We start from the raw sequence: 26,217 nt of genomic DNA, 5'->3' as shown, positions 1-26,217 counted from the left end.
AAAAAGGTCCTAACTGAAGAAGTTAAGACCTTTATATAGCCTGCGGAAGATCGGTCAACCGATCAGTTTGTCGTTAACTGATCGGCATTAGGCCAATGGCCGCGTTTTTTATTGTCTGCAGACTTATTGCTGTTACTCCGAGTAAGTCACTGGTTGAATATTACCACCTCCATAATGGTGGAATTGGCCTGAGCTTTCAGTTCGCATCCAAACCCCTTCTGACACTTCGCTGAGGTGCTCAGGATATTGAAAACCAGCCATTAATAGTTGGCCAATAAATGGCCAAGTGCCGCCGTCTCTGCGCAATTGAATTAAACCATCGGAGTGAATTTCCATGGTCTCATATTGATTAAAGGGGCTGCCGTCCTGGCTTATTTTACTGACCTCGAACACACCAAAACGGGCGATAATTGCTGACACGTCTATCGTCAGAAGCATTTCATCCGCACCATTGTCAAACGATATGCCCTGATATTCAAAGGCAGCCGCTCCTGTGGTAACCATGCCGTCACGATCAGCATCGTCAATATCCAGATCACCAGATTCGTTGAAATCAAGCACTTGAGCTTCAACCGGCGTCATTTCCATGCAATCCATGACAGCACGCATTTGCCACGTACTTGTCTCTTCAATCTCCTTGGCAAAATACAGTGCAACTTGATGCCCTTCCCCCAAGCTGTCATAAACATGTGTACTAAAAGATGCGTTATACCCATCAGGATCAAAGCCACAGCTACTCGGCTTGCCAAATAGATGCTCTTCCGGCACAGCATCAGGTGGTAAATTAACCCCGACCGATAACAAGCTGGTTGCTTTCGCGCTTGAATCTCCATCGAAATCAACTTGAACAGCTTTCGCTGTAGTTAAATTCTCAGAAATCACACTACCATCCGCATTAGTCGGCGCACTTAATACATAGTAATTTTGCGGTGTACGCAAGTAACCATCGTCATCAAAGCTGACGGAAATCGATTGAGCATAGTAAATCGTCGCAACATTAGTCGGTGTTTGTTCACTCGGAGCGATATCAGTAAGCGTGAAATAATCGTCGGCCCCATGTGAAACTAATTCGAACGCAGTTCCTTCTGCACTTGTTGCATTTGAAGAGTTACTACCACCACACGCACACAGGGATAGGCAAATGGCAGCCGCCAAAATTCCTTTTTGCATAGAATAATCCTTAATCCAAATTGTTTGAGAAAAGCGTTGCTCATCAAGCAATGTGTAACTGATTGACGTTCAACGATGTTTCTGACCACTCCTAGTTTAAATAAGTTCAATAACTAGTTATTAAACTTAATCAAAAAAATAACAAGTCATTTCAAATGTGTCGTTATTCGCCAAGTTATTACACCTGTTTACAATTTCTTAATCTTTGTATTACCAATAGCCGTTACTATGCTGTCAGATAAATCCAAGACAGATGTCCAAGGGATAAAAAGTCATGAACAGAACAAAATGGATGAAGATCGTGCTGCCGTTAGTGGTGCTTGGCGTTGGCGTCGCGGGAATGGCGACCATTAATGCAACGGCCAGCAAAAATGAAGAGGCAGAGCCGGTTGATACTCGCCCTTCGGTACGAGTAATGCCGGCACAGGCAACCGACTATCAAGTGACCATCACCAGCTTTGGTGAAGTTAAACCGCTCGAAAAAACCATGCTCGCAGCGCAAGTCGCCGGTGAGATTGTCAGCTGGAACCCGAACTTCGTTGCCGGAGGCCTTATCAAGCAAGGTGATATTTTGTTCACCATTGAGCAGGACACCTATGAAGCGGCGCTGCTGCAAGCGCAAGCCAACTTGAGCCAAGCCAAAGCCAAGCTGATCGAAGAAGAGGCATTAGCAAAAGTAGCGGAGCGAGAGGCCGAACGTCTGTCTGATCGCAAAGTCTCCGATCTTTACCTGCGCAAACCTCAGGTAATGAGTGCCAAAGCGAGTGTGCAATCGGCCACAGCGGCACTTCGCTTGGCACAACGCGACCTAGAAAACTGCGAAGTACGCGCCCCTTACGATGCATTAGTGATCAGCCGAGATCTAGGTGCCGGCCAATTTGTTCATACGGGTGATGTGGTGGCGGAGTTAAGCAGTATCGAAACTGCCGAAGTGGTATTCCCTATTGCTGGTTTTGACAGTGCTTTTGTCCCCGAAGATGTGACAAACCTCAGCGCTTCAGTCACCACCCAAGGACGCCGTTCAATTACCCGCAATGCGACCATTGTTCGCGATTTGGGTGTGGTTGATAACGCCACTCGGATGAGTCATCTGGTAGTCCGAATTAACGACCCATACAGCCTCAATAGCGATGAGCCGGCGCTTAAATTTGGTAGCTACGTCGAAGTTAAATTTGCCGGTAAACACTTATCCAAGGTGTTTGAAGTGCCACAGGACTTAGTTACCAATCGCACAATCTGGTTGATTGACGAAGCTCAGCAGTTGCAGCCACGGCAAGTTAGCGTGCTGCGCGAAGAAGGCGAGTCGTTCTTGATTGACCAAGGACTCAACGATAACGATCTACTGGTGATGACGCCGCCTGAGTATCCGCAAAAAGGCATGGTCGTAAAAGTTATCGAAGACGATGCCAAAGTAGCGCAGCGCTAAGGACAGAGCTATGGATCAACAATCGCAACCACAGGAAAACACCCGCTCCGGCCTGATTGGCTACTTTGCCCATAATTCGGTCGCGGCTAACTTGATGATGATTTTCATCATTATCATGGGCGTGGTGAGTTATCTGACCATCCAGCGCCAGATGTTTCCGAACATTGAAATTAACTATATCCACATCTATACCAATTACCCTGGCGCCTCGCCGCAGGAGATTGAAGAAAGCATTCAAATCAAAATTGAAGAAGCGCTCAAGGATGTCACTGAAATTAAAAAGAGCGTTTCGCGCGCCTGGCGCAACGGTGGCCGCGTCACTTTAGAAATCTTTCCAGATAAAGATCTGCCGGAAGTTCTCGACAAAGTGAAGCTCAGAGTCGACGGCATTGCCACCTTTCCTGCAGATATGGAGCCGGTCAATATTTCGCAAGTCGAGTTTCGTCAAGACATTATTGAAATGTCGCTGGTAGGCGATTTTCCGCTCACAGAACTCAAACCCATGGCGCGCAATATTAAAGATGAGCTGTTGCAGCTAAGCAATGTGTCTTTGGTAGAGATGAGTGCTCCAGATGATGAAATTGCCATTGAAATTCAGCCCGACGTATTGCGCAAGTACGACTTAACGCTGGCGCAAGTTGCTGAAGCGATTCGTAAATATTCGGCTAACTTCTCTGCCGGACAACTCCGAACCGACTCGGGCATTATTTCCGTACGGGTGGAAAACCAGTTCTATCACGGCCATGAGTTTCGCAATATTCCGATTAAAATCGGCGCCAATGGGGCCAAAGTATTACTCAAAGACATTGCCGTCATAAAAGATGAGTTTACCGAAGGTGAGCACTACTTTAAGTACAGTGGTGAAAACGCGATTTTCCTAGCGGTTAAAGCCACCAAAGATCAAAACATGGTGCCCGTCGCCGAATCAGTGAAAAAATTCATTGAGAAGCGCAATGAAACGCTACCAGCCGGCATGCAGCTCAAGGTGTTGGTTGACATGACCTACTACCTCAATGCTCGGCTCGACATGATGCTGAAAAACTTGGCGCAAGGTTCCGTGCTGGTCGCCATTATGCTGAGTCTATTCCTCCGTTTTCGACTGGCATTTTGGGTGATGGTTGGCCTGCCGCTATGCTTTTTGGGTGCCGTGATGTTGATGCCGGTTTTCGGCGTGAGCATTAACATTCTAAGCTTGTTCGCTTTCATCATGGTGCTCGGTATCGTCGTTGATGACGCCATTGTCATCGGCGAAAGCGCCTATACCGAGGTGGAGAAATCCGGCGGCGGCGTCGATAGTGTGGTTCGCGGTGCGCGCAAAGTTGCGACTCCGGCAACCTTCGGGGTACTCACTACCATCGCAGTATTCGCTCCCTTTACCTTTACCAGTGGGCCGGAAGGCGCATTTTTCTACAATATTGCAGTTGTGGTGATTCTTTGTCTGGCATTCAGCCTCATTGAATCGAAGCTGATTTTGCCGGCTCACTTAGCCCACACCAAATTCACCCCGATTAAACCCAATAGCTGGCGGGCTCGGTTTAATGGCCGCTTTTTTGGTTTTATCAATGGTCCCTACAAACAATTTATTATCCGCTGCACCGAATGGCGCTGGCTAGTTGCGGCAGGCTTTATCGCCCTGTTGCTCATTAGCTTTGGCCTGATGGCGGCCAACTATGTTCGATTTGTACCAAGCCCGAAGGTGCCTCACGACTTTCCTTCAATCAGTATTGAGATGAACGAAACCGTGTCTGATGAGCAAACGATCTATGCGCTGCGCACTGTCGAATCAACCATTATGGCAATTGAGGAGCAGACCAAGGCCGAGTTTGGTCAAGGCATGATCCGCGACATTCTGGCGTTTAATCGAGGCCGCAACGAAGCCCGTCTTGTGGTGCCTCTGGTTGACGAAGACTTACGGCCATTTGATACCTTTGAGTTGGCCCGTCGCTGGCGCGAGCAAATCCCCGCCATTGCAGGGATGAAATCCTTTACCGTTTATGACGATGTCAACAGCGGCGGTGGCGATGGCGAATTTGGCTACCTGCTATTTGGCTCCGATATTGACACTCTGAACGCCGCAGGCCGCGAATTCATCGCCATGCTGCAGCAGCAAGAAGGCTTGTTTGATATCAGCTCAACAATTGATCCGGCCTCCAAAGAAGTGCGATTGAGCTTACGCCCAGTAGCCTATGATTTAGGGCTCGATCTGGCCACGATTGCCAGTCAGGTCGGCACGAGCTTCTATGGCGGTGAGGCACAGCGCGTGCTGCGTGATGGCGAGGAAGTCAAAGTCATGGTGCGCTACCCTCGCCTCACGCGGGAAAAGTTTGCTGAGCTGAAATACGCCGTGATCCGAACTCCTGCTGGCGAAGAAGTGATGCTTGGTGATGTCGTCGAACTGACTGAAAAACCAGGTATCAGCTATATTCGCCGGGAAGGCGGTTTCCGTAGCGTTTACGTCTGGGGCAATATTGACGAAGAAGTCATCGAGCCTAATCAGGTGGTGGAAGACATCAAAGAAAAGCTGCTGCCGAAATTGCTGGAGGAATACCCTAGCGTCAAAACCGAGTTAGGCGGCTCCATCGAGGAGCAGCAAGCCCAGCAAAACGAACAAATCCTGTTCTTTATTGCCGGCATGATCATGGTCTACGTGCTCCTTGCCGTACCGCTGAAAAGCTATGCGCAACCCATGATTATTATGTCCGTCATCCCGTTTAGTTTAACGGGCGCGATCTGGGGCCATTTCTGGTTTGGCATTGATATGAGCATGATGTCGACCTTTGGTCTCATCGCCGCCGCGGGCGTGGTAATCAATGACAGCTTGGTGATGACCGATTTTGTCAACCAACGCCGCGCTGCTGGCTACAGCATCCGCGATGCGGTGATTGAGGCAGGTTGCGCTCGCTTCCGAGCCATTACCTTAACCTCCATCACCACCTTTGCTGGTGTCTTACCGATTATGTTTGAGACCAGCTTACAGGCCAGATTTGTTATTCCAATGGCCGTTGCGCTTGGCTTTGCTGTCATGTTTGCCACCATCATCACTCTGGTTCTGGTGCCTTGCCTATACCTGATCCTCGACGATATGGGCACGTTATTCCGAGGCGCTTTCAAACGCCTCTCGGGCCGCAAATCAAAACAGGCCAAACAAGCCGAAGCAACCGCCCAATAGCATTGGCTAAACCTTCTAAAGCCCGCTTCCGTTAGCGGGCTTTTTATTGGCTATCTTGGTGAATTTGATTAAAAAGAAAGCAAATCAGGAAGAACTTTGGAACATCGGTAACAAAGCGTCAATCAAGCCTAGACAGCCACCGGAGCTGTTCATATAATCGGGCCCACTTTGCATCAGTGCACGACATTCGATAGTGCCAGCAAACACAACGGCCCCATAGCTCAGTTGGTTAGAGCAGTCGACTCATAATCGATTGGTCCCCCGTTCAAGTCGGGGTGGGGCCACCATTTTCAAAGATTTTCCAAGCTAGTTACCACTTACCTACTTTTACTTGTGCTACCTCTGTGCAACTGAAAGCGACACCACTTTTCAATTCGCGTTATGTCGGCTGTTGTAATGTTCCGAGAATCGCCACAGCCGACGCGAAAAAGAACTATGCTGTAGTTTCGCTGACTCGACTGAGTTGAGCTCCGGCTACTGTGTTGCTGGTTGTGCAAACGCTAGTTACGTTTGACCGGCCGTAGACTAAGTGAAGGCATTCTAAATTCAATCAATTTGGATGAAATCTCTATGTTCAAAAGCTACTGTAAACGCGCATTGATTGTTGTTCTGACCTTAGTATCCATTTCATCATTATCGGTTTTAGCCGAGCAACAATCGGTTCGAGCTGAAATCGAGTCATTTGCCATTAACGGGTTGTCGCTGAACACTTCAATCGATGCACTACAAGAATTGCTAAAAGCTGATTTCAAATGCAAGGTCAATCGTCGTGGTGATGTTGATCATTGGCATTGTCGGGGAATCCAGCAAGAGCAAGGCAAACCAACCTTAAAGATTGGCGTTGCCACATCAATTAAGACTAAGCCACAGCTCCTTACGATCTAGCGGGGTTTCGTCGGGTAAATATGGGTTGTTGATTTCAATCACTCGTCGCGAGCGAATGTTAGTGCTCTCTAAGGCATTGCGGATGAGTTGATTACTATAGAAGTAGCGATCAAAGCTACCGTCGGAAATTGCCGTGTTTAAGCCCTTTTCTAGAGCTCTGGCAAGCTCTGGATCATTATTGTTCACGTAGAAATACATAGCCGTCGGGTAAACCAGCATGAGTTTATTTTCAAGGGTTAGACCAAGGTGGCGAAAGCGGGTTATCTCACTAAATGGCTCATGAACCGCACGTGGAAAATAATCAAACCGATCACCTTCTAACATGTAAAACAGGTTTTCATACTTAACCGATGTTTCCAGTGGCAAACCGGCATTTTCTAGAATCGGTGTATCGCCCCAAAATCGGCCTTGACCAGCAACCAAGTTTTTTAACTCAGGTAAGCCACTAACATCGTTGAATTTATCTTGATCGCCCTGATTAATGATAAAGATCCGATAGCCCAACAGGCCTTTGATTAGCGGGATCCGAATGGGCATGTATTGCTTTTCGTTAGTTCGATCGGCGGCCATCCAGTAAACATCCAAATCGCCGGCCTCTAGCTCCTTTCTCGCTTTTGCATCGGTCAACACTTGCGACGACGGTTTTGGAATCAAGCCATAGCCGCTTTTTTCCGCTGCGAGCTTTAACAGCCCAACTAAATACTGCTCTTTTTCAGCTGGGTCATTATTAAACACAATGGTCCGAGGCTCACCGTGGCAGAACCATGAGACAGACACAGACAATATCAGAGCCGCTGCCCTTACCAGTTTTATCATTGTTATTTCCTTGCCGTGACTGGAGTTTGCACTCCTAAAATAAAGATGTAGAAACCATCCATACACCAGAAAAGGCAGCGCTCAACAGCACCAACCTTTTCAACAATATTTCGTTCAGGCGAGCAGTGATGAGTTGGCCAATGAGCCAACCAATGAAGACTGGGGGAATGCAAATAAGTAAATAGTCGATTTGGAATAAATTAAATGAGCCAACACCCCACAAACAAGCGGCTCCGATAATATTCACATAGAGGAAGAAAACGTTAAGGTTCGCACGTGACTGCTCTCTGGGCATTGACTGATAGAGTAAGCCCATCGGCGCGCCACCGGCAGCGGAAGTCACGCCCATAAACCCAGATAGAAAAGAAGCACATAAATTAGAAAATGAATTGAGTGGTGGCACCATCCCCAAACAGGAACACAATACGGCCACGAGGATCACAACACCCAACAGAAAGCGATAATCACTGGGCTGCACAATCGAAATAACGGCCGTAGCGATAGCGATACCTACTGAGCCGCCTAATACAGCGCCAACCGTGTAATTAAAGCAAATCATTTTGCGGTGCTGTATGGCGAGCAATCCGGTGATCACCAAAGCGGCGATAATCATTGGCCCTGGTACTAACTCCGGCATCAATAAGTACGCCAGAGGCACGCACAATAAGCCAAAGCCAAAGCCAATGACTGATTGTAAGCAAGCTCCTGCCGCCAGCAGCACGAAGATAGACACACTTAAAATCACAGCAACTACCAATACAAAATGACATGAATACTATTATAGTATAATAAGATGTTTGTCTAGAGGTACGGACAGATTGTGTGACAATCTATCCGTTAATGATTGGTGTGTTGGAGAAACTAGAGAGTTAGGTCCAACCCGCGTCAACGACAAGAGTCTGGGCTGTGATCATTCTGCTGTCATCGGAAGCTAAAAACAGTGCCGCATTGGCAATATCATTTGGCTTTATTTGATCTTTCAAGCATTGGGCATCGAGTAAATCAGCAATCACTTCTTCTGTCGCCCAAGTACTGCGCTGCTTGATGGTCATCACCCAACCGGGGATCAGGGTGTTCACTCGAATATTATCACGGCCATATTTAGCAGCTAGCGAGCGGGTTAGCCCTTCAATACCGGCTTTAGCGGTTGTGTACGCAGGCATGCCAGCTTGCTTTGCACGCCAGCTACCCGATCCCATATTAATGATGCAGCCCGCGCCCTTTTGTTTCATATAGGGGATTGCTGCCTGAGTGGCGAAAAAATAATGTCTTAAATTAAGTGCTTGGCTCTCGTCCCAATACTCAACAGAAATATCATCGGCACAATGCCGCGAGTCATCTGCGGCACTGTTGATCACGACATCAATGGTGCCGAATGTTTCAGCAACTCGGCTAATAGCTTGTTGCAAAGCTTCAATATCGCGTACGTCGCACTCAATAAATAGCGGGGTATTGTCTTTTAGCTCTGCACAAAGCGCCTTGCTCTGGGCCACAGCGACATCAACAAAGGCGACTTTCGCGCCATTCTGGCACAATCGCTCAACAATGGTACTGCCGATCCCCGTGCCGCCGCCTGACAGAAAAACGACCTTATCCTTTAAGGATGGATAAATAGTTTCGCCATTATTCAACATGTGTCGTCAACCAAACATCGATAAAACAACCAACTGGCTGGCAATCCTATCAAAGGACGCCTAAAAGCGAGGAAACAAAACCTAAATAGTGTTACATCAAGCACTAATTCGAGGTTTTTTCGATTTCCTTTTCGATGAACACCATGGCCTCGTCAATCAAGTGCGTCATTAGGTTCTTGGCACGTTCCGCCTGGCCACTGCGAATTGCCTCATAGATCTTGTAATGATCCTGCGCAATCGACAACACATTGCCCTTAGCTGGGGTGGTATGTTGAATCGACACATTCAAAGCGGTGCTGACAAAATCTCGCAACTGGAAAAAGAATCGGTTGCCGCTAGCGCGCAGAATTGACGTGTGAAAATCAAGATCTGCCGTCATCAAGTCAACCGCAGGATCGGCGGCAGCATCAAGCATTCGCTGCGCCGCATCGCCAATGGCATCAACCGCGACTGCGTCGCCATGCTGAGCGGCCAATGCCGCGGCCTGCGGCTCGATGGCAAGCCTCATTTGCAAAAACTCTTTCAGTACGCGCAGTGATGGACTGCTTTCGAGTAACCACCTAAGTACACTGGTGTCGTACATATTCCACTTTTCAGCAGGCTCTAATCGGATACCTTGCCGCGGGCGAGACGAGATCAGCCCTTTAGCCGATAACATTTTGACCGCTTCTCGAACAGCCGTCCGACTAATACCGTACTCCTCACAGAGCATGGCTTCGGTGGGCAGGCCGGCTTCGGCCGAATATTTACCGGCAACAATTGCCTTGCCGAGCTCGTCAGTCATCCGCTGAGACAAGTTCTGCTTTTCAAAGCGCACCATGCGTATCCCTCTGGTTAATTAGCTGTATATAATATGATGTTACGCTGAAGTATACCCTCTCTAACCACTAAGCAGAAACGGCAACACCGCTCCTTACAGCGAAAATTTACCCACAATACCAATGGGTATGTGACTCACGTCACTTTCAATCCCTTGCTCTTATTTATTTGTAATATAATATGCCTATAACACTTTTAACCGAATGGATACCTAATGATCGAACTTAGCACCCTAGACTGGGTCGTTCTCGGAGGCTTTTTTGTACTTCTTCTTGCTGTTGTCATCATGTCATTGCGCAGCAAAGAAGAAGATACCGCTGATTACTTCTTGGCAGGGCGAAACGCAACCTGGTTAGTTATCGGGGCATCAATCTTCGCATCCAACATCGGCTCAGAACATTTGGTTGGCCTTTCTGGCTCTGGCGCACAATCGGGCATGGCGTTAGCCCACTGGGAATTGCAGTCGTGGATTATTTTGCTGCTAGGCTGGTTGTTCGTGCCGTTTTACTGGAGCAGTAAGGTCTACACCATGCCCGAGTTTCTCGAGCGTCGTTTCAACTCTGCCTCACGAACCTTTTTATCGGTCATTTCACTGGTCAGTTACGTCCTCACTAAAGTGGCCGTGACTGTTTACGCCGGCGGCGTAGCGTTCAAGACCATCCTCGGCATTGAAAGCCTTTGGGGCATCGACTTCTTTTGGATTTCGGCCCTTGGTTTAGTCATCATCACCGGTATTTACACGGTACTGGGTGGCATGAAAGCGATCATGTGGACATCAGTATTGCAAACACCAGTGCTGATTATTGGCTCTATCGTGATTTTGGTCGTCGGCCTTGACCAAGTCGGCGGTTGGGCGGAAGTAGAGCGAATTAATGAAGCCAACTTACACCTCATGCGCTCGGCATCTGATCCAGAATTCCCTTGGCCTGGCATCGTCTTTGGTTCGTTCATTATTGGTTTCTGGTATTGGTGTACCGATCAGTACATCGTGCAGCGGGTACTATCAGCCAAAGGCATTAAAGAAGCTCGTCGCGGTACCATGTTTGCCGGTTACCTGAAGCTATTGCCAGTGTTCATCTTCCTATTCCCCGGCATGATCGCAGCAGCACTCAACGCCAAAGGCATTATTAGCTATGAAACGGCCGATCAGGCATTCCCGACTTTAGTCGCCGAATTGCTACCTTCCGGCGTCAAAGGCATTGTCATTGGCGGTTTGGTTGCGGCATTAATGAGTTCTCTGGCGTCATTGTTCAACTCATCTGCAACACTGTTCACCATCGACTTTTATAAGAAGTTCAAGCCCGAGTCGAGCGAAAAACACTTGCTGAAAGTGGGCCGTTTGGCAACCGTAGTGGTGGTGATCTTGGGTATTCTTTGGATCCCAGTGATGAGCCTTATTGCCGATGTATTGTACGAATACCTGCAAAGTGTCCAGTCATTGATTGCCCCGGGTATTGCCGCCGTATTCCTGCTTGGTTTGTGTAGCAAGCGCATCACTCCGACGGCTGGTTTTGTTGGCTTAGTCAGCGGCTTTATCTTAGGCATGATTCGTTTGGTGTTACTGCCATTCAAAGACGGTTTAGTTGGCAGCTCATTTGAATGGGTTGTCACCATGAACTGGCTGTATTTCTGCATTTTGCTGTTTGTTGTGGTTGTTGCTCTGATGATTGTGGTCAGCATTTTCACCAAGCCAGCAAGCAACGAACAAATTCACGGCTTAACGTTTTCAAGTATTGATAAGCAGACGATTCAAGAAGTCAAAGCGGGTATCGACAAGTGGGATTACATCCACACCGCCGGCATCATTGGTATCACCGCATTTATCTACTTCAGATTTTGGTAACTGCTCTTCCCCCCGTTCTAGCAATACCTTTACCTTACTGTATCCCTTATCAGTAAGTTGGGCGCCGAAGGCGCCCTTTTTTTATTCCGACAAAAAAACGGCGAACCTGAGTTCGCCGTTTACTTCAATCTACCTGCTGGTTACTTCAAATCAAAGCGGTCGGCCTGCATCACTTTGCTCCATGCGGCGACAAAGTCTTCAACAAAGCGCTGCTTGCTATTGTCAAAAGCATAGACCTCAGTCACGGCACGCAGCTCTGATGAAGAACCAAAAATCAAATCGACTGGCGTCGCGGTGTACTTCACATTGCCTGATTTGCGGTCGATACCTTCATAGATCTCGCCAGCTTTGCGCCACTTGGTCGACATGTCCAGCAAATTGACGAAGAAGTCATTGCTCAAGGTGCCCGGCTTGTCCGTCAATACCCCATGGCGGCTGCCATCAGTGTTGGCTCCCAGAACGCGCATACCACCAACCAGCACCGTCATTTCGGGCACAGTTAAGGCCAGTTGATCCGCTTTATCAACCAAGGCTTGAGTCGGCGACTTGTAATAGCCTTCAGCATAGTAGTTGCGGAAGCCATCAGCTTGAGGTTCAAGCAGCGAGAACGAATTGACATCGGTCTGCGCCTGAGTGGCATCGCCACGACCAGCAACAAACGGCACAGTAATCGAAACACCGGCATCGCTCGCGGCTTTTTCAATCGCAGCCGCTCCGCCCAGCACAATGGTATCGGCTAGCGAAATTTTCGCCGAGCCAGATGACTGGTTGAAGCGTTTTTGGATTTTCTTAAGCTGAGCTACCACCCGCGCAGTCTCTGCCGGATTATTGACCGCCCAATCTTTTTGTGGGGCCAACGCAATGCGCGCACCATTGGCGCCGCCACGCATATCAGAATCACGATAAGAGGCTGCAGCACCCCAAGCAACTTTCACCAACTCTGACACACTCAAGCCGGACTTGAGGATCTGAGCCTTTATTTGCGCCACCTGTTTGTCATTAACCAGCGGATGATCAGGTTTGCTAATCGGATCTTGCCAAATCAATTCTTCTGTGGGGAATGCGTTGCCCAGATAGTTATCGCGCGGCCCCATATCACGGTGGGTCAGCTTGAACCATGCCTTAGCAAAGGCAAGTCGATACTCTTCTGGATCGGCGAGGAATCGTTCAGCAATTTTACGGTACTCTGGGTCGAACTTCAGCGCCAAATCAGCAGTGTTCATCACAGGCGGATTGAACTTACCTTTGACGTGAGCATCTGGCACAACTTTATGCAGCGACTCATCAGTTGGTACCCAAATAATAGCACCAGCAGGGCTGCGCGCTTGCTTCCATTCAAAGGTCAGTAAGTTGGATAAATACAGCGACGTCCAGCGGGTTGGCGCTTGGGTCCACGCACCTTCCAGGCCACTGGTGACTGTGTCTTCTGAATGGCCTTTACCACAGTTGTTTTTCCAGCCTAGACCTTGCTCTTCAAGCCCTGCAGCACCCGGCTCGGCTTCAAGACATTTATTGGCTTTGTGGGCACCGTGCATCTTACCAAAGGTGTGGCCACCGGCGATCAGCGCTAAGGTCTCTTCATCATTCATCGCCATGCGAGCAAAGGCTTCGCGCACATTCTTAGCTGAAGCTAGGGGATCAGGCACGCCGCCCGGACCTTCTGGGTTGACGTAGATCAGGCCCATATGAACAGCAGCCAGCGGCTTTTTCAATTTGCCATCCGCATCGCGACGGTCACTGGCCAGCATTTCAACTTCAGGGCCCCAGTACACCATGTCTGGCTCCCAATCATCATCACGACCGGCAGCAAAGCCATAGGTTTTGAACCGCATGTTTTCCAGCGCAACGTTCCCTGCCAGAACAATCAAGTCGCCCCATGAGATGTGCTCACCATATTTTTTCTTAATCGGCCACAGTAAGCGCCGCGCTTTGTCGAGGTTACCGTTGTCAGGCCAGCTATTGAGTGGATCAAATCGCTGCTGGCCTCCGCCGGCACCACCACGTCCGTCAAGCGTCCGATAAGTGCCAGCTGCGTGCCAGGTCATGCGGATAAATAAAGGGCCATAATGTCCCCAGTCGGCTGGCCACCAATCTTTCGAATCGGTCAGTACCGTGTTGATGTCCTTCTTCAAAGCCGCCATATCAAGCTGAGCAAACGCTTCCTTGTAGTCGAAATCCTCGCCCAGTGGGTTAGAGCGGCTATCGTGGTCGCGGAGGCTCGACAAATCGATTTGATCGGGCCACCAAAACAGGTTGGGTTTAGCTTGGTTGCTAGCGACAGTTCCCTGCCCCACTGCACCTTTGGGTTTGCTGATTTGGTTGTCAGCGGCCAGGGAGTGACTCGCAAATACCATGGCAATCACGCCGGCCAACGTGGATAGTTTATAACTTTTTTGTACGTTCATTTTATTCACCTAGAGCTTGTCTTTAAGAGCAAACAACTTCAATTGATCAGTCTAGGGAGCTTGATTCATCATACAATTTGATAAAACGGAAGATAGTCTTCTATTAATTCAATCGTTAAAAACAATCACGCCAACAAAACATTAACAAACAATATGTTACGTGACGATTTAGGCGTATTCATGAAAATCGGCCAAGGTCCCACAGCTGGCCATATGGAATAACCATGCTCGACCTGTTTGAATAACCCCATGGCATTCACCCTTGGTCGATAAAAAAGTGATTTCTATCAAACAAATAAACTACGCCCTTGCCGTCGCAAAGTACCTTCATTTTAAGAAAGCAGCGGAGGCCAGCAACGTCTCGCAATCGGCGATGAGCACCGCCATTCATGAAATGGAAAAGCAGCTTGGATTTCAGGTTTTCGAGCGAAATAACAAACAAGTGCTGCTGACTTATCAGGGCGAACTATTTATCACCAAAGCCCAAGCCGTGAAGTTGGCGCTCGACGAGTTGCACCAAATTTCAGAATTGACCACGACGGCCCTGAGCGCGCCGATGAAGCTCGGCGTCATTCCAACCATTGGACCGTATTTACTGCCGAAAGTGCTACCTCAGGTTCGCGCGAATTACCCACTATTCAAACTGCATCTAGTTGAAGATCAGTCCCACGTACTGGTTGATATGGTTCGCCATGGCGATTTAGACGCCGCCATTTTGGCGCTTCCATTCCCAATAGAAGGGCTGATGGCATTTGATTTTTGGGCTGAAGATTTCTACCTCATCAGCCATCGCGATGAATATCCGGGGTACCCCAAAGAAATTGCCAGCAATGAATTGGAATTAGATCGGTTAATGCTATTAAAAGATGGTCACTGCCTAAAAGAGCAAGCATTGGCCGCATGTCAGATGCAACAAGAAGAGCAAGGTCAGGAATTTTCGGCAACCAGCTTGAATACTCTAATTCAAATGGTTGCCGGTAAAGTCGGCTCTACGCTAGTGCCGGAAATGGCGTTGGAGCAGCTGCTAAAAGGTCACTCTGAACTTCGAGCAATTCACCTTAATGAGCCGGGGCCCCATCGTCGCATTGCCATCATCATTCGGCCGAATTATGTCCGAGTCACTGACATCGAAGTATTAAAAAAGATGTTTGCCGACTCGCTACAGCAGCATTCAGCCAGCCGCAAAGCCAAAGCCATCAATCCGCTTCAGCTGGCCTAAAATCAGGCATTCCGTGTTCATCCCAATCAACAACACGGAGACGCGCGTGACGATTAGGATCACCCAGCGGGCCGCCTTGTAGCTGTTGATAGTCACGAGCGTGGTAAATCATCAAATCATGGTCGCCTTGCGGACATTTGACGAAACCATTGTGGCCTGGACCAAAGCGGCTTAACTCCGCATTAGTGGCAAATACTGGCTGGGGCGATTTTTGCCATACGCTAGCATCGAGCAAATCAGCATCTTCTGGCACGTGCAACAATCCCATGGCATAGCGATGATCCGTCGCACTCGCGGAATAGGTCATGAAAATTCGGCCATGCTTGGCGATCACCGCAGGCCCTTCATTGACCTTATAGCCCTGAATTTCCCAGTCTAGAGTCGGCTCGGTGAGCAAGGTTGGCGGCAATTCAATTTCAGTTGGCGACTTCATCTTGGCCAACCAAATCGCTGAATTGTAGCTGGCTTCGGCATCTTGTTGAGCCCAAGCTAGATAATGCTGACCATGATGCTCAAATACCGTTGCATCAAGGGAAAAGCTATCGATATGGGTGGTCAGCTGGCCGCGTTCCTGCCATTCGCCTTCGAGCGGATTCTCATGCTCGTTAGCCAGCACATACATGCGGATATTAAACGGTTGCTCAACAGAGCTAGCGGCAAAGTAGATGTACCAATGGTCATCGATTTGGTGCAGCTCCGGCGCCCAGATGTTTAAGCTCATCGGGCCGCTATCATGCTTTTGCCAAATCACTTTTGGGGTAGCGCTATCGAGCTGATTGAGATCGCAAGACTGGCGCAGTTCAATTTGGTCAAACTGAGGAGATGTGCCAATAAAGGTGTAGCAACCGGAGTCATGGCGTACCAACCAAGGATCGGCGCGCTGCTCTACAATGGGATTATCAAAATGATGGGAGTGGCTTGATTTGCTTGCGGCGAAAGCCGATGCGATGGCGGCAAGGCTCAGCAAAGAAAGAGTGGAACAGTAAATCAGTCGGTGCATGGCAGTAATATCTGAAGTTGCGTGGGTACTGAATCACATTATTAATATTGTATTACTTTTAACAAGTGAAATTTGCTAGACTAGCGATCTGTACCGATGTTTTGTACTTGGAGCTTTTTTAACGCCATGAAATCTCTTTTTAGTCACGCCAAGACCTCTCTGCTATGTGCATGTTTAGCCATTGTCGGCTGCTCAACCCAAGCCGGCTCACAACAAGTCAGTGTTCATGATCCAGTGATGATCAAAAGCAACGACACATACTATGTATTCAGCACCGGCCCGGGCATTACCTACTATCAGTCTGATGACATGATCCACTGGCAACTTGCTGGGCGGGTATTCGCTACCGAGCCGAAATGGGCTAAGTCGGTTGCACCAAGCTTCGATGGTCACCTGTGGGCTCCGGATGTGATCGAAAAAGATGGCGTGTTCTACCTGTATTACTCGGTGTCTGCTTTTGGCCGCAATACCTCGGCCATCGGCGTTGCGACAACTAAGTCGCTAGACCCAAATTCCGCCGACTTTGGCTGGGTTGATCATGGCGCAGTTATTGAGTCGGTGCCGGAGCGGGATGATTGGAATGCTATTGATCCGGCTCTAATTGCCGATGAGCATGGTAATTACTGGATGAGCTTTGGTTCCTTCTGGAGTGGCTTAAAACTGGTTAAAATGGACCCAAGTCTGACGGCTATTGCCCAACCACAAGAATGGCATCACATTGCTCGCCGGCCATTGCATGAGCACAACCCTTCAGGCGGCGCCATCGAGGCACCATTTATTTTCAAGCATCAAGGTTTTTACTACCAGTTCTTGTCATTTGATAAATGCTGCCGTGGCATGGACAGTGATTACAAAATTATGGTGGGCCGCTCGAAGACGGTTACTGGCCCATATTTGGACAAGCAAGGTAACAGCCTACTGGATGGCGGCGGCACGCTGGTGCTGCAAGGCAACAAAGACTATGTCGCACTCGGTCATAATTCGGCCTACCACTTTGATGGTCAAGATTATCTGGTATTTCACGCCTATGAAACAGCCGACAACGCCCAGCAAAAGCTCAAGATCTTACCAATCAAATGGGTCGATGGCTGGCCAACGGTCAATCCTGACGACCTAAACCGCTACCAAAGCGTGCTAATGAAGTAATCGAATCGGCAGCAACAGGCTCTAGCAGTAGCAATCTAAACGGGCATTTGGTCAGCACCATTTGCCCTTTTAATTGACTAAAATTCACACAAATAAATTGTGACGCAAGTCACATAATGTTAGAATCACTCGCTCGAATGGAAGCACAGGTAACACACAGCAAGATCGGTACAGCATAACAGTAACAATAACGACAGATTTAAGCAGGACGGCGGCTGTCCCACACAGTATATCGACGCTCAAGTGCTTTTAGTTACCTCGTTGGAACAACGCCACCACTCCTGATTCGGCGAGATAAAACCAAAGGATTCCAACACAGTTTTAGAGCATGGCTTCGCCATATTCGCAACCACACATATTTTTATTCGATACATCGATAGAAGGCTAAATGAACATAGAACTCAGTCTCGCCCAGTGCGTCGGCCTGCTTAGCTTTGCGCTGGGCATCATTACCTTTTGTCAGGTTGATACCCGGCGTTTTAAGGTCATGATGTTAGTTTTTAATTTGAATCACCTGACCCATTTTCTATTGATGGGTGCTCCGGTTGCTGCTTTTGGCAGTTTAATCTCGGTGCTACGAACTGGCGCATCGATTTACTTCTCATCGTTTTACGTCGCGTCGTTTTTTCTCGCCATCAATCTTGCCATCGGCTCTTGGCTTGCCACATCGTGGTTTGATTTGTTTGCGATAGCCGGTTCGATGATCGGCACTTACGCCATCTTTATGCTCACAGGTACGCGCATGCGGCTGGCATTTTTGGCAGGTTCGATTTGCTGGTTAATCAACAACTTCATCATTGGCTCAATTGGCGGCGTGATGCTAGAAACGGTTGTTATCTGTGTCAATCTGATGAATATTTATCGGATGAAGCGGACACCGACTAACCTGGCCACCTAAAGACAAGAACGGGGGCTGCGCCCCCGTCTGTTTAGCTCTGTAATTATTGACTGTGAAGCAGTCGAATACCGTAAATTCCCCCCGCCACCGAATTCGGCTCGGCAACAAACTTCAAGGCATGCAAGCCATCTTTAGCTTGGTTCAAAATCGCTTCTGGGATTGGATAATCCACTTCATAAAAGCGGCTGTCACTATGCTTTTCTGGCAACGAAACATGTGCCAAAAGCTGGCCATTGAGCATGATCTTAAAGGTGCGGTTTACATCGCCGGCGAAATAACGGATCCGCAAGAATTTGGCTTTCAATTCAGGGTCCGATAGGCGGTAGCCAAACCAGTTAGTACTATCTCGCCAGCGCTGGCCGTCATTAATTCCGGTGTTAGTGCTCTCTCCGGCAAAACCATGTTCAGCTTCGGGCTGCTGCTCACCCGGAGCGATCTGATCCAGGGTTTTCGATTTGAGCACCGCCAACTGTTTTGCTTGCGCCTCGGCTTGGGCCATTCGTGCCTCTAGCTCAGCAGGTTGCACTTGCTCCATGTAGATCTGATAGCGACTTTCATGCAGCCGGAAAAACGGAATAAAGGTCCCGTTGCTGGCCGTGGCATGAATCAACTCCGGCTCGCTAGCCGTTAGCGCCAGCTCCGTTTGCGGTAATCGCTTTAACGAGTGGGCAAAGGCTTCTGCATTACCAGTGATCACCCCTTCGGCTGACGGCGGACAACTCGGGCCGTCGGCAATATGGCCCATGCGCGCATCACCGGCAAAGAAGTTTAACTTCTCGTTGGCAAACGGCGTCAGTTGCTGCGCCATCACCACTGGGCCGTAAAGTACCGCATAATGCTGACTACCATCAGGCAACGGCTCCAGGCTTGGCGTCACAGCAAAGTCCAAGGTGATGGTGTCACCACTTTGCAGGCCCGAAGGCAACTGGATATAGCCATTGTCCACTTGCCCTTTGCTAAGCGGTTTGCCATTAAGTTGCAACTTGGCAGAACCTGCCTGCAACCATGATGGCAGCCGCAGATTGAGTTGCACCGGCGAGTTGTCAGGAGCTTGTTCAACCACCAAGGTCGCTTGATTTTGATCCGGGAAACGACTTTGCAAGCGAAGCTTGAGTTGTTGCTCTGGCCAGTCGAGCCGCGATGGGATCAGCAGGTTGACGTACAATTGCTCATTGTCATGGGTGTAAATCAACTCACCGTATTTACTGTGATTTTCAATACCTGAGCCAACGCAGCACCACATCGAGGTATCAACCTGAGAGTACTTGCGATAGTGGCCGGATTTAATCGGCGTAAAGTAAACCAAGCCGCCGGTCTCGGGATGCTGCGAGGACAGAATATGGTTGTAAGTGGCGCGCTCGTAATAGTCGAGGTATTTGCCTTCCTGCTGCTCCAAAAACAACATTTTGCTGAGTTTGAGCATGTTGTAGGTATTGCAGGTTTCCGGTCCTTCGACTGACTGACGCATCTCAGCAAACGAATCGGCATCATGAAAATGCTCGCGCACGCTATTGCCACCAATGGCAACCGTTCGATGGCCGGTGACGTTATGCCAAAAGTAGTCGGCCGCATCATGCCAGCTTTGATCGCCATTTAGTTGCGCCACCCGCAGCGCACCAACAACTTTGGGGATCTGGGTATTAGCGTGTAATCCGGTCAGTTTGTCCTGCTCGGCAACCAGTGGATCGAGAATCAGTTTGTGGGTGAATTTTTCTGCCAGACGCAAATACTTGGCATCGCCGGTTAGCTCGTAGACATCGGCAAAGGTTTCGTTCATGCCGCCGTGCTCAGCCACCAGCATTTGTTCAAGTTGCTCATCCGATAGTTGCTCGGTTAACCGGTAAGCCCAGTCACTCAGATCGATGAGCATTTGTTTGGCTTTTGGCAATTTCCCAATGTCATAGGCATCGCGCAGGCCTGCATACATTTTGTGAATGTTGTACCAAGGCACCCAGCGCTGATTAAGGGAAAACAAATCCACCTCAATATCGCCCTGCTGGACACGCTGCCAAGCTTGTTGACCTTGGGGAATACCACCGAGATAACCATTGCCATTGGCCTGCTGCGCACGTTGTAGTTCATCCACCATGTAACTTAAACGGTGTAGCAACCACTCCTCACCAGTGGACTGATACGCCAGGCTCAAGGCTGATAAATAGTGGCCACCAATGTGACCATCAAGACCCGTGCTTTCCCAGTTGCCATAAGGCTGCGCTTTGGCTTTTAGGCCTGCTTCGCGTAAATAAGGCGCCAGCAAGCGATCGGGGTTGAGCGCACGGAGATAAGTCAGGTTAACGGTTTGGGCGTGGGAAAAAGGACTGTCGAGTAGTTGGATTTGACCGGCAGGAAAAGTCTCAGAGCTGATAGCATGCAGCGGCGTAAACGCCGCTGCTGATATGGCAATGAGACTAAATAAGGGTTTAAGCTTCATTTAGTCTCTCCACTGCTAGTCGGCCTGACCGGGCTTGCCGAATACTGGGAAGCCGTTGTCATCCCATTTGACCAGCTTAACGTAGGTGTGACGGTTTGGATCCCATAGCGGATCGCCAACGATTTCGGTGTAGGTTCGAGCGTGGTAAACCAACACATCATTGCCCTCATCGTCTTTGGTAAAGCTATTGTGGCCAGGGCCAAAAATGCTTAACTCATCGTGGGTCTGGAACACTGGCTGGGGCGCTTTGGTCCAAGATTTAGGATCCAGCAAATCATCATCAATATTGGCGCTCAGCAAACCCATGCAATAGTTTTCATCGGTGGCACTGGCAGAATAAGTGATGAAGATACGATTGCCATGCTTGAGCACGGCAGGCCCTTCATTGACCCAAAAACCACGGATCTCCCAATCAAACTCAGGAATAGTCAGCCGCACTGGCTCACCGGCAAGGCGAGTTGGGGTGGCCATCGGCGCAATCAAAATATTGGAATTACCTTTGATCTCTGGCTCTTTCTGCGCCCACACGTAATACAGCACATCATTGTGAGTGAACGTGGTGGCATCCAAGCAAAACGCGTCAATGCCGGAATCAACTTGACCTTCAAAGGTCCACTCACCAGTCAGTGGGTTATCCGCTTTGGTGCTAATGGCGTACATCCGATGCTGGAACAAGTCGAACTTAATTTCGCGCGACGGTGCAGCAGCGAAATAGACGTACCAAGCGCCTTGGTTAAAGTGAATTTCAGGCGCCCAAATCAAGTCGCTATACGGGCCTTCATCTGGCTTGTGCCAGACCATTACAGTTTCCGCTTGGGCCAATCCTTCGAGGGTTTTGGCGCGGCGCAGTTCAATGCCGTCGTAAGCGGGCACCGAGGCGGTGAAATAGTAATAGCCATCGGTGTGCTTGTAGATAAACGGATCGGCACGTTGCTCAATCAATGGTTTCGATAAGTCGAGATTTTGTAACATGGTTAACTCACCTTTACATCGACAGATGGCTGCGGCTGATTGCTCGACAGGGGTTGTCCTGCCTGATCAATATCAACGGTCTTGCTATCTATCATGGTTCGATAAAAAGAATTGGTGATGCGGTATTTGAACATCAGCCAGCCCATCAGGCTGTGAATGACACCGGGGATCACCGTCAACATGAGCGCCAACCCAGTCAAGGTAAAACTAGTTTGCTCTTGGTTGGGTTGGTATTGGAACAAGTCGAGTAGCATGCCGCCAGCAAAACCGGCTAAGCCAGCACCTGCTTTTTGGGCAAACGAGATACCGCCGAATGACAAACCAGACACTCGGCTGCCATCTTTGACATGGCCGTAGTCAACGGCTTCGGCAATGGCTGACCAGAAAATTGGCGCATGTAAATCAACCACAAATGACAAGATGATGTAGAGGCCAAATGCCATCCACACATCACCCGGCTTAACCACAAAGAACATCAGCACGCTAATAAAGCCAACCGCCACTTGTGACCAGCGGAATAACTTCAGCTTGCACCAGCGCTTGGTAAACCAAGTGGACGCCACCATAGAGAAAATCGACGCGGCAATACCGGCACTGAGGAACGAGCCGGCAACGGCATCGCTGACGCCGAGGTAATATTTGGCGTAATACAGCGCCACACTGCCTCGAATCGAATAGGCCAAGGTGCCCAAAATACAGGCAGCAGCAAGGATCAACCATTGATCATTGCGCAACAAACCGCGGAATTGAGCACCAACCGATAACTTGGTGACTTGATGCTCGACCCGCTCATGGGTTGAGAAGTAGCAAAACAGCAATAGTAAAATGCCGACACCTGACATAAAGGCCATCGCCAGCTGGTAACCCAAGCCAGAGTCGCCCTTGCCCCACATTCCGGCAAGAACCGGAACCGACGAAACAATCGCAACATTAGCCAGCTTGGCAAAAAACATCCGATAACCATTGGCCGACAAACGCTCTTTCGGATCGGAGGTCAGCACACCAATGTAGGAAATATAAGGAATCGCAACACCGGTAAACATCAGAGTTGCAAACAAATAGGTGGCGTAGGCCCAGATTAACTTGCCGGCATAATCAAGATCTGGCGTGGTGAATAACAGCACCATCGAAACGCCGTACGGAATGGCCAGATATAAGAAATAAGGACGAAAACGGCCACGCTTGTATTTAAACCGGTCGGTGATCATGCCCATCAGCGGATCACTGATTGCATCGGTCATCCGCGCCACAAGGAACATAATGCCCATGTCGATTGGCTTGAGACCAAACACGTCGGTATAGAAGTACGACATGAAATAAAACAGCGCAGCGATCATGACGTTAATCGACATGTCTCCTGCGCCAAACCCGACTTTCTCAAAGACAGACAGCTTACTTTCTTTCATCATTCAGGTTCACTTAATCGCTATGCGCCACACTGGCGCGTATTGTGTAAGTAATCGAAAGGCCTCTGAAGCGAGGCCTTTCGTAGTAGCAACAAACTTACAATTAGATGGAGTAACGGATACCTACAGCAAATGTGCGGCTGTAGAGCGAGTTACCCAAGTTATGAGTTTTTGGATACTCATAGTACGACTTGTAAATTTCTTCAGTGATGTTGGTTGCATCAAACGTAACCGTCAGATCATCATTGACGAAGTAGCTGAACTGGAAGTCCATGCTTTCTTCTGGACGACGATAGACGCCACGTGGGTTAGCAAACAGTGCCGCTTCATAGTTTGCCAAGAAGTCATCACGCCAAACGTATGAAAGGCGCATGTCAAACTTCTCTTTTTCCATGAACAACACGGTACTGTATGACTTGTCGGATACACCAAACATATCGCGAGTGTTGTAGCCTTTCAGCTCACCCTCTTCATCGTACACTGGTAGATCTTGCTCAGAGTCGAGGATGGTTGCACTTGCTTGCGCACCAATACCTTCAAGCATATCTGGCAGACCTTCAGGGATGTAGATAGCACCCAACTCCCAACCTTTCAGCGTACCATCAGATGCGTTATCTGGCTGGCTCAGGATGTATGGGTAAGGCTCATCTTCACCTGGCGCCTGATAATCAACAACGCGCAGTGAATCATAGACAAAGCCTTCGATGTCACGCTTAAACCAAGTGGCGTAAACCGAGCTACCTTCATTGAAGTAATACTCCAAAGAGATATCGTAGTTTTTCGACTCCACCGGAGCCAAATCTGGGTTACCACCAAATGCTTGACCATAACCAATGTTGGTCACGTCTTCCTGATAATCGATGTAAGCATTAAGCTGCACAAAATCAGGTTGGCGAATGGTTTCGGTGTAAGCAAAACGAGCAATAATGTCGTCGGTTAGGTGATAACGCATGACCAAGCTCGGCAACCACGATTCATTGCTATTGCTGGCACTGCTCTTAGTGATTGGATCGGCATCAACATTGAAGAAGTCCATGTCGCGATCAACGTGCTCGTAACGCAAGCCGATCTGAGCATCAAACTCTCTACCAAACAGTTCGTTGACATAGTCCATTTCGAAGTACAACGAGGTGGTGGTTTCTTCGATATCGAAGGTTTGCTCTAACACCAACTGGTCTTCTGGGAAGCCATAAAGCTCACGGAACTGATCGCGGTGCTTATGAATATAGTGACCGTCGGCCACCGCCCATGCTGTTGGAATATCCGCCTTGCCATCGTAAAAGCCCTTGGTGATGTGAACCAAGCCTTCATCCAAATCAGAGAGCGGTTGACCTAAGAAGCCATCAACGCCACGGGTGTATTCGCTAGAATTACGGACATCATACATACCACCAAATGCGATGCGCTCAATACCATTCCACTCGGCAAAGTATTCTGCATCCAAGTGGAGAGTAACCGCGTCACCTTTACGCTTGCCGCCGTTGTCATACAGCTGCGCCACGTTCCACAGTGATGGATCGGTCAAGTCAGCTTCGTTGACATCAGTGTCTGGATTATCGAAAAATTCCAGAGCAGGCAAACCATTCTTATCATTGAAATCAACATACAAACCATGGGCAACACGGTCGGTCCGCATGGCGATGAAGTCAGATTCAAAGGTTGAATCCTGATAGTAAAGGTCAGAAGACAAGAAGAAATCGTCTGTCAGATCCCACTTACCGCCCAATGCAAAGACGTAGCTGTCAGTGCTTTCTTTGGTTAAGTCACCACTGTTAAAGCCATATGGCGAGCTAACATAACGCTCTTTGATGATGTTGGTATCTTTGTACAAAATCGGTGGATTGCTGTCATCAACACCCCCCCACCAGTCAACAAAGGTAAACATCAGTGAGTTGAATGACTCGTTGCGGTAGCCGTTGTAAAACGCTTCAAAGACATACTCTGAGCTATCATTTGGTGCCCATTGCAACGAAATGTTGGCAGCTGGACGCTCACGCTCACCAGTAAAATCGTTGGCAAATACCGCATCGCGCGACAAGTAGTACTCAGTTGGTACGCCGTTGATATCCAGCGTTGCACCAGCATTCCATGGCAAACCTTGCTCAAGGCCTGGCTCCCAGATTGGCGATTCAGTCACTCGTGGATCTGTTGGGAAAATACGCTCCAACTGACCAAAGCCATCGGCTGGATTCATTGTCATGAAAGGTACAAATGCACCCGGAGCCACGCCCTGATCGCGATAGCTTGTTTCAGCATAAGAAACGTTGACTAAAGCACCAAAATCACCGTGACTAGTTTCCCAGCGATTACTGAGCAATAAGCTCAAGTTTGGATCGACTTCATCAGCCTGATCCTGATAGATTGCGCGGCCGGCAAATACGACTTTACTGCCTTCAAAGTTGAATGGGCGCTGAGTCGAAATATCGATTTGACCGGCAATACCACTACCAACCTGAGAAGCAGAACGCGTTTTGTACACTTCAACCGTTTCGAGCAAAGCGGCTGGCATATCGGCCAAGGCAACCGAACGGCCAGATGCAGTAAAGATTTGGCGACCATTCACCGTGGTGGTGACATCGGTCAAACCACGAATCGTCACGGTGTTGACTTCACCGGCACCGCGGTCAGTTACCTGCACACCAGACACACGCTGCAGAGCTTCAACCACGTTGTTATCAGGAAATTTACCGATATCTTCGGCAACAATCGCATCAACCAGTTGATACGATTCACGTTTAATATTGATGGCTTTACTCAGACTACCGCGAATACCGGTAACCTGAATAACTTCAGTCTCATCTGCTGCTGCTTCAGTTTGGTCATTTTCAGCTGCATACAGGGTAGGTACAGAACATGCCAGCGCCGCGACAACAGCATTGGCAATCAAAGTGCGTTTGAGCATCAGTGTGAACCCCAGTTGTTTTTAATATGTTTAATTAATTCGCTGATCGAACAACATTAATACTATTGTATTACTT

Annotated in this window: 18 protein-coding genes and 1 tRNA gene; 8 read left to right on the top strand and 11 right to left on the bottom strand. The window is 48.9% G+C overall.

Going from position 1 to position 26,217, the window contains the following annotated elements; genetic code table 11:
• Positions 1 to 132: 132 nt before the first annotated feature.
• Positions 133 to 1,170: a flagellar hook-basal body complex protein gene (locus IC617_RS06395; RefSeq protein WP_191144148.1), complete on the bottom strand. Its 1,038-nt coding sequence runs from the start codon at positions 1,168 to 1,170 to the stop codon at positions 133 to 135.
• Positions 1,171 to 1,444: 274 nt separating this feature from the next.
• Here IC617_RS06395 and IC617_RS06390 point away from each other — a divergent pair, with 274 nt between their 5' ends.
• The 4 genes from IC617_RS06390 to IC617_RS06375 all read left to right on the top strand — a co-directional run bounded on the left by IC617_RS06390 (position 1,445) and on the right by IC617_RS06375 (position 6,650).
• Positions 1,445 to 2,596 (top strand): efflux RND transporter periplasmic adaptor subunit, encoded by a 1,152-nt coding sequence (locus IC617_RS06390; protein WP_224745840.1) that lies wholly within the window; start codon positions 1,445 to 1,447, stop codon positions 2,594 to 2,596.
• 10 nt (positions 2,597 to 2,606) lie between these two features.
• Positions 2,607 to 5,765: an efflux RND transporter permease subunit gene (locus IC617_RS06385; protein WP_191144147.1), complete on the top strand. Its 3,159-nt coding sequence runs from the start codon at positions 2,607 to 2,609 to the stop codon at positions 5,763 to 5,765.
• A gap of 210 nt (positions 5,766 to 5,975) precedes the next feature.
• Positions 5,976 to 6,052, top strand: a tRNA-Ile gene (locus IC617_RS06380).
• 283 nt (positions 6,053 to 6,335) lie between these two features.
• A complete protein-coding gene (locus tag IC617_RS06375; protein ID WP_191144146.1) occupies positions 6,336 to 6,650 on the top strand; it encodes a hypothetical protein in 315 nt (104 codons plus the stop codon).
• On the opposite strand, the gene IC617_RS06370 is transcribed toward IC617_RS06375, so the two are convergent.
• The 4 genes from IC617_RS06370 to IC617_RS06355 form a co-directional block, all read right to left on the bottom strand.
• Complete coding sequence (locus tag IC617_RS06370; RefSeq protein WP_191144145.1) at positions 6,615 to 7,466, bottom strand: transporter substrate-binding domain-containing protein; 852 nt, start codon at positions 7,464 to 7,466, stop codon at positions 6,615 to 6,617. The two genes, IC617_RS06375 and IC617_RS06370, sit on opposite strands and share 36 nt — an antisense overlap.
• Before the next feature lie 34 nt (positions 7,467 to 7,500).
• Entirely contained in the window at positions 7,501 to 8,187 is a 687-nt protein-coding gene (locus IC617_RS06365) for a sulfite exporter TauE/SafE family protein (protein ID WP_369410374.1), read from the bottom strand.
• 148 nt (positions 8,188 to 8,335) lie between these two features.
• The gene (locus tag IC617_RS06360) at positions 8,336 to 9,100 is read right to left on the bottom strand and encodes an SDR family NAD(P)-dependent oxidoreductase (protein ID WP_191144143.1); all 765 of its coding nucleotides are present in this window, start codon (positions 9,098 to 9,100) and stop codon (positions 8,336 to 8,338) included.
• Positions 9,101 to 9,203: 103 nt separating this feature from the next.
• A complete protein-coding gene (locus tag IC617_RS06355) occupies positions 9,204 to 9,920 on the bottom strand; it encodes a FadR/GntR family transcriptional regulator (RefSeq protein ID WP_191144142.1) in 717 nt (238 codons plus the stop codon).
• A gap of 213 nt (positions 9,921 to 10,133) precedes the next feature.
• Between IC617_RS06355 and IC617_RS06350 the strand changes: the two genes are divergently transcribed.
• Positions 10,134 to 11,762, top strand: a complete 1,629-nt coding sequence (locus tag IC617_RS06350) for a sodium:solute symporter (RefSeq protein ID WP_191144141.1) — start codon at positions 10,134 to 10,136, stop codon at positions 11,760 to 11,762.
• 140 nt (positions 11,763 to 11,902) lie between these two features.
• Here the strand turns inward: IC617_RS06350 and katG are convergent, their stop codons facing one another.
• Entirely contained in the window at positions 11,903 to 14,116 is a 2,214-nt protein-coding gene (gene katG / locus IC617_RS06345; RefSeq protein ID WP_439651246.1) for a catalase/peroxidase HPI, read from the bottom strand.
• 313 nt (positions 14,117 to 14,429) lie between these two features.
• On the opposite strand from katG, the gene IC617_RS06340 reads away from it, so the two are divergent.
• Positions 14,430 to 15,386 (top strand): hydrogen peroxide-inducible genes activator, encoded by a 957-nt coding sequence (locus IC617_RS06340; protein WP_224745838.1) that lies wholly within the window; start codon positions 14,430 to 14,432, stop codon positions 15,384 to 15,386.
• Here IC617_RS06340 and IC617_RS06335 read toward each other — a convergent pair.
• The gene (locus tag IC617_RS06335) at positions 15,364 to 16,386 is read right to left on the bottom strand and encodes a glycoside hydrolase family 43 protein (protein ID WP_191144139.1); all 1,023 of its coding nucleotides are present in this window, start codon (positions 16,384 to 16,386) and stop codon (positions 15,364 to 15,366) included. The genes IC617_RS06340 and IC617_RS06335 overlap by 23 nt on opposite strands.
• A gap of 126 nt (positions 16,387 to 16,512) precedes the next feature.
• Between IC617_RS06335 and IC617_RS06330 the strand changes: the two genes are divergently transcribed.
• Together IC617_RS06330 and IC617_RS06325 are read left to right on the top strand one after the other, a co-directional pair.
• Positions 16,513 to 17,532, top strand: coding sequence for an arabinan endo-1,5-alpha-L-arabinosidase (locus IC617_RS06330; protein ID WP_191144138.1), 1,020 nt, complete (start codon positions 16,513 to 16,515; stop codon positions 17,530 to 17,532).
• Between the two features lie 388 nt (positions 17,533 to 17,920).
• Positions 17,921 to 18,430 (top strand): YgjV family protein, encoded by a 510-nt coding sequence (locus tag IC617_RS06325; protein ID WP_191144137.1) that lies wholly within the window; start codon positions 17,921 to 17,923, stop codon positions 18,428 to 18,430.
• Between the two features lie 43 nt (positions 18,431 to 18,473).
• On the opposite strand, the gene IC617_RS06320 is transcribed toward IC617_RS06325, so the two are convergent.
• The 4 genes from IC617_RS06320 to IC617_RS06305 form a co-directional block, all read right to left on the bottom strand.
• Positions 18,474 to 20,861 (bottom strand): glycoside hydrolase family 127 protein, encoded by a 2,388-nt coding sequence (locus tag IC617_RS06320; protein WP_191144136.1) that lies wholly within the window; start codon positions 20,859 to 20,861, stop codon positions 18,474 to 18,476.
• A gap of 15 nt (positions 20,862 to 20,876) precedes the next feature.
• Positions 20,877 to 21,833 carry a glycoside hydrolase family 43 protein gene (locus tag IC617_RS06315; protein ID WP_191144135.1) on the bottom strand — a complete coding sequence of 319 codons (957 nt, stop codon included), beginning with the start codon at positions 21,831 to 21,833 and terminating at the stop codon, positions 20,877 to 20,879.
• A gap of 2 nt (positions 21,834 to 21,835) precedes the next feature.
• Positions 21,836 to 23,239, bottom strand: a complete 1,404-nt coding sequence (locus IC617_RS06310; RefSeq protein WP_191144161.1) for an MFS transporter — start codon at positions 23,237 to 23,239, stop codon at positions 21,836 to 21,838.
• A 103-nt stretch (positions 23,240 to 23,342) separates the two neighbouring features.
• On the bottom strand, positions 23,343 to 26,141 hold the full coding sequence (locus IC617_RS06305; RefSeq protein WP_191144134.1) for a TonB-dependent receptor: 2,799 nt from the start codon (positions 26,139 to 26,141) through the stop codon (positions 23,343 to 23,345).
• Positions 26,142 to 26,217 lie beyond the last annotated feature (76 nt).

Source organism: Neiella litorisoli (assembly GCF_014773395.1).
GTDB classification, from domain to species: domain Bacteria; phylum Pseudomonadota; class Gammaproteobacteria; order Enterobacterales; family Neiellaceae; genus Neiella; species Neiella litorisoli.
The sequence above is the reverse complement of the archived record's forward strand: the minus strand, read 5'-3'. Positions and strand labels throughout refer to the sequence as shown.